The 3240-nt window shown below is 59.8% G+C and carries 6 protein-coding genes; 4 read left to right on the forward strand and 2 right to left on the reverse strand.

The genetic code is table 11. The features are described 5' to 3' along the window. The first annotated feature begins 100 nt into the window (after nt 1-100). A complete protein-coding gene (locus BGO62_RS00660) occupies nt 101-295 on the forward strand; it encodes a hypothetical protein (protein ID WP_296638514.1) in 195 nt (64 codons plus the stop codon). A gap of 46 nt (nt 296-341) precedes the next feature. Here the strand turns inward: BGO62_RS00660 and cynR are convergent, their stop codons facing one another. Beyond that, the gene (gene cynR / locus BGO62_RS00665; protein ID WP_296638516.1) at nt 342-1235 is read right to left on the reverse strand and encodes a transcriptional regulator CynR; all 894 of its coding nucleotides are present in this window, start codon (nt 1233-1235) and stop codon (nt 342-344) included. Nucleotides 1236-1346: 111 nt separating this feature from the next. Between cynR and BGO62_RS00670 the strand changes: the two genes are divergently transcribed. The 3 genes from BGO62_RS00670 (at nt 1347) to BGO62_RS00680 (ending at nt 2790) form a co-directional block, all read left to right on the forward strand. Continuing rightward, a complete protein-coding gene (locus tag BGO62_RS00670) occupies nt 1347-2009 on the forward strand; it encodes a carbonic anhydrase (protein ID WP_018079681.1) in 663 nt (220 codons plus the stop codon). Nucleotides 2010-2041: 32 nt separating this feature from the next. After that, nucleotides 2042-2512, forward strand: a complete 471-nt coding sequence (cynS, locus tag BGO62_RS00675) for a cyanase (RefSeq protein WP_018079680.1) — start codon at nt 2042-2044, stop codon at nt 2510-2512. 146 nt (nt 2513-2658) lie between these two features. Next, nucleotides 2659-2790, forward strand: coding sequence for a hypothetical protein (locus BGO62_RS00680; protein WP_296638520.1), 132 nt, complete (start codon nt 2659-2661; stop codon nt 2788-2790). Nucleotides 2791-2902: 112 nt separating this feature from the next. On the opposite strand, the gene BGO62_RS00685 is transcribed toward BGO62_RS00680, so the two are convergent. Next, a partial coding sequence (locus BGO62_RS00685; protein WP_296638523.1) for a Tn3 family transposase occupies nt 2903-3240 on the reverse strand: 338 nt, incomplete at its 5' end.

A 3240-nucleotide genomic window follows, 5' to 3' on the forward strand; every position in this document is an offset into this window, starting at 1 on the left:
CAGGAAAGTCAATGAAATCAACGGTCTACCCAGACCACCCCCGCGCCAGTGCTAGCTTTGCGTACCGTCACTTATTGCACTGAAAACGAGGAGACCCCTGATGGCACTCGTCGTGCTGCACATCGCGGCCGTGTTCCTGACCTCGCTGCTGCACCGCGAAAACCTGGTGCGCGCCATGCTGACCGGCAAGAAAATGGTCGCCGCCGGCCAGGAAATCGGCTCGGCCCGGCCGCTCGCCGCACTGATCCTGCTCGGCCTGCTGGCGGGCTTGTGGTGGTTCATGTTTTTTGTCTGATGCGGAATGTCTGATGCGGCCAGCGACCCGGTGCAGCGCATGCGCATCAGGTCAACGCCGCATCGGCAATGATGCCTTCAATCAATCCGGCGAAGGCCAAGGCCGCCGCACTCTGGTGGCTCTCCCTGCGCCGCAGAAGGGCCACGGTGCGGTGCGGCAAGGCGGGATCGAGCGCAATATTCCTGAGCCCGGCGTTTTCACGCGTGATCGCATCCGGCAGTATCGTCGCCATGCCCCCGCGCCGGACAATTTCAACCACCGCATTGATGCTATTTGCTTCAATCAGAATTTTCGGGGCAATCCCCTGCTTGTACAAATAGGCATCGACATAGGTGCGCGTCGCAAAATCAGCCGATAACAGCGCCAGCGGCTCCCGCTCCAGGTCGCGCGGGGTGATCGGCCCGGCACGCTGCGCAAACGGGTGGTTCACGCCGACCACAATGCTGAGCTTCTCGGCAAACAGGGGGCGGCACTCTATCTCTGCCGAGCGCACCGGACTGAAGGCGATGCCGAGATCGATCGCGTCGTCGGCCAAAGCCAATTCGAGGGCATCCAGGGACATTTCATTGATGCACAGCGCGATCCCCGGATGGCGGGCGCTGAAACCCGCGATCAGCGGCCCTACCAGATAGGACGTAAAAGTCGGCGTCATTGCCAGGCGCAGAGTGCCGCGCCGCAGGTCGCGCACGTCATGCACGGCACGCTCTCCGGCTTCCAGCTCCCGCAACGCCCTGCGTGCATAGCCGATGTAGGCCGCGCCGGCATCGGTCGCGCGCACGGTCCGGCCGGTTCTATCCAGCAACTGCGTCCCAAGCGCCTCTTCCAACTGCCTGATCTGCTGCGACAGCGTGGGCTGCGAAACATGCAGCGCCTCGGCGGCGCGCGTGAAATTGCGGTGCTCTGCCACCGCGAGAAGGTAACGTATGTGGCGCAATAGCATGCTTGGCAACTATAGGAAATTATTATGGATTTGATTGTATATCGGTCTTGGACTCAATAGCTGAATCGCTCCATCATGGCAGCATTACTTCATCACACAAGGAGCAAGGCCATGAAGTCCATCGTCGAGGGGGTCTTGAAATTTCAGCAGCATGCCTTCCCGGGACTGTCTGCCCTTTTCAAGGAGCTGGCTACCACCCAAAGCCCAAGCGCTCTCTTTATTACCTGTTCCGATAGCCGGGTCGTGCCTGAATTGCTGACCCAGCAAGATCCGGGCGACATCTTTGTGATTCGCAATGCCGGCAACATTGTGCCGTCTTACAGCCAGGAACCCGGGGGCGTTACCGCCACGGTCGAATACGCGGTGGCGGAATTGGGCGTCACCGATATCGTGGTCTGCGGCCATTCGGATTGCGGCGCCATGACGGCGATTTCCAGCTGCAAGTGCCTGGACCATTTGCCGGCCGTTGCCAGCTGGTTGCGCCACGCCGACTCGGCAAAGGTAGTCAATGCATCGCGCACCCATCTCTCTGCTGCAGCGCGCCTGACTTCGATGGTGCGCGAAAACGTGATTGCCCAATTGGTCAATCTCAAGACCCATCCTTCGGTGGCGCTGGCGCTGGAGCAGGGCCGGCTCAACCTGCACGGCTGGGTCTACGACATCGAAACAGGTTCCATTGTGGCGCTGGATGGCGAGAGCAATCGCTTCGTTTCACTCGCCGAATTTCCACAAACTATTGCCACGCAGTCAAAGCGTGGCGCTTTGGTCGCTTGACCGTCTCTTCCTCACTGAAAAAGGACAACACCATGCAACAATCGAATGTGTATCAGGATCCCCGCCTTGCGCTCACCGCGCGCGTCATCGCTGCCAAGGCACTCCAGGACCTGTCCTGGCAGCAGCTGGCTGCCGGAACCGGGCTCAGCGTTGCCTATGTCACGGCAGCGCTGCTGGGGCAGCACGCACTGCCGAAGGCCGCCGCCGAGATCGTTTGCGCCCACTTGGGGCTGGATGCAGCGGATGTTGCGCAACTGCAAACCATCCCGCTGCGCGGCAGTATCGCCGGCGGCATTCCGACTGACCCGACCATCTACCGCTTCTACGAAATGGTCCAGATCTACGGCACCACCCTGAAGGCGCTGGTGCACGAACAGTTCGGCGACGGTATCATTAGCGCGATTAATTTCAAGCTGGACATCAAAAAAGTCGAAGACCCGGAAGGCGGCTCGCGTGCGGTAATCACGCTGGACGGGAAATTCCTGCCCAATAAGCCGTTCTGAGGCGCTTCGCCCCGCGACAGTCACATCCTGCGCGGGACAGCTTTTTGCCAGGGCCATGACCGATGCCGCAGGGAGTCCTTCCGGACTGCCATGCCATCGGCCGATGGCCCTTTTCTCGCCCATCCGCCTTTTAAAACCAGATCGACATGCCGACCCAGAAACGCGCACTGACCCGCTCGATGACCCTGCTGTTTGCCATCGCTTGCGGCACCATCATCGGAAACATTTATTACGCACAGCCGCTGCTGGGGTCTCCTCGTTTTCAGTGCAATAAGTGACGGTACGAAAAGCTAGCACTGGCGCGGAGGTGGTGTTGGTAGATCGTTGATTTCATTGACTTTCCTGTTCACTTTCAAATCTGCGATTCGTGGCGTCAAACCGTGGTCGGTTTCATCCATTGGTGCCAGTTATCGATGCATTTGGCCGCGAAGGCAGGATTTGGTCAGCATAGCGGTCAACCGGGAAGCGAAACACACCCCGCAAGTTGATGCTCTCCAGCCTGGTGGGCGCAATCTTCCCGATCAGTTCCGGTGGAATGACCTGGCGGCGGTTCGACCAGCGATCCAGGACCGCCTGCATCTGTGAGGTATTCCACGCCATCACGATGTTGGCCATCAGGCTCAACGCATCGGCCACAGCCTGCATTTCATCGACACGTTTGGCCTGCGCCGGGCTGATCCGGCCGGTATAAATGGCGCGCTTGAGGGCGTTAACAGCCTCGCCCCGAT

The organism is Thiobacillus sp. 65-1402 (assembly GCF_001897685.1).
Lineage (GTDB): Bacteria > Pseudomonadota > Gammaproteobacteria > Burkholderiales > Thiobacillaceae > Thiobacillus.